The following is a 1,386-nucleotide window of genomic DNA, read 5'->3' on the forward strand; positions in this document are numbered from 1 at the left end:
CGCGAATGTCGCCGTTGCTGGCGACGAAGCTGGCGGCATCGTCATGGGCTTCTCGCAGCACTTTGGAGTCGGCAATCAAAGTGGTGCGCTCAGAGCTGAAATCGATCGAACGGCCAAAGGCCCGCACGATGATNTTGCTGGTGGCCACCAGGGTCTGTGCCTGGGCCAGGTCGGCCAGCAGCAACATGCCGAGGGTAGCGGCAATCAGCGGTTTACGCATGGAGCATCTCCGAAAGAATACAGGGAGTCAGATGTAATTATTGGACGAGAATTGCCTGCGCCAGTTCCAGATCGCCGACGGTATGCCGAGCGCAATTGTGGCGTAATGATTCCAGCGCCGCCTCCAGTCGGGCACCGCGGATCTCGCCGTCGCTGGCGACGAAGGCAGCGGCATCGTCCTGGGCTTGGCGGACCAGTTTGCGGTCGAACGGTGCGGTGGTGACCTGGCTGGTGACATAGCCGGTGATGACCAGGCTTTGCGTAGTGGTATCCATGGCATGGGCGCTGGCCATGCCAACAACGGAGAACAGCAACGGCAACAGATAACGCATGGGCTCTACAACAGCTGGAAACGTGGGTGGCAAAGCTGGATAAGGCTGTGCCGGTGATGACCAGCACAGCCGAACGGCTCAGCCGGTGTCAGAGCGCCAGGATGGCCTGGGCCAGTTGTGCGTCGCTGGCCTGCAGGGCTGGCATCTGCGAGCGGATGTGCAGGAACGCACTTTCCAGCTTGGCGCCACGGATGTCGCCCTGGCTGCCAACGAAGCTGGCGGCGTCGTCACGGGCGGCCTGGACGATCTTGTCGTCACGGAACGAGGAGGAAATATCGGAAGTTGCATCGGTGGACGCGGCTACCGCGCCAACGACGGCGTCGGTGGTGACAACGAAGCTGGTGGCGTTTGCGGTGCCGGCCAGGCTCAGCAACAGGGCGGCGCCAATCAGGTATTTACGGGACATGATCGTGGACTCCTGGACTAGGGTCGGGGGTTCTGCTTTATCGGACGCTCGCACAGCTCGTCGCGGTACTTTTCAACAGTGCGTTCTACCAGACTGTTACGCCAAGCGTATCACGCGCCGGTGTTTCTGGATGTTAATGAACAGCGCGCCAATAAACTGTTATGGTCAATTTTTATATTTTACAAACTGTACATGTTTGCCCGAAAAAGGCTCTGGAATGCCGCCTGCAAACAAAAAACCCGCCGCAGTCACCTGCAACGGGTTTTGGGAATTCGCGGTGCCGGCCGAAGCCGGCAAGCCGGAGCTTAGCGCCAGAAAGGCTTGCTCAGCTCTTCGTAACGCTGCGACTCGCTGATACCAGCGTCAGCCAGCAGGCGGGCATCCAGGCGAGCCAGTTGACGACGGCTGGCCATACGGCGCTGCCACAGC

At 60.1% G+C, this 1,386-nt stretch carries 4 protein-coding genes; all 4 read right to left on the reverse strand.

Annotation, left to right across the window (positions count from 1 at the left end):
• On the reverse strand, nt 1-220 hold a 220-nt coding region (locus JV551A3_RS01715), incomplete at its 3' end, for a DUF2388 domain-containing protein (protein WP_133978248.1).
• A 37-nt stretch (nt 221-257) separates the two neighbouring features.
• Nucleotides 258-551: a DUF2388 domain-containing protein gene (locus JV551A3_RS01720; protein WP_133978250.1), complete on the reverse strand. Its 294-nt coding sequence runs from the start codon at nt 549-551 to the stop codon at nt 258-260.
• Nucleotides 552-639: 88 nt separating this feature from the next.
• Entirely contained in the window at nt 640-957 is a 318-nt protein-coding gene (locus tag JV551A3_RS01725) for a DUF2388 domain-containing protein (RefSeq protein WP_112251751.1), read from the reverse strand.
• A gap of 305 nt (nt 958-1,262) precedes the next feature.
• Nucleotides 1,263-1,386, reverse strand: a 124-nt coding sequence (locus JV551A3_RS01730) for a DUF1127 domain-containing protein (protein WP_133978252.1), incomplete at its 5' end; no start/stop codon positions are given.

Source organism: Pseudomonas inefficax, from assembly GCF_900277125.1.
Taxonomy (GTDB): Bacteria; Pseudomonadota; Gammaproteobacteria; order Pseudomonadales; family Pseudomonadaceae; genus Aquipseudomonas; species Aquipseudomonas inefficax.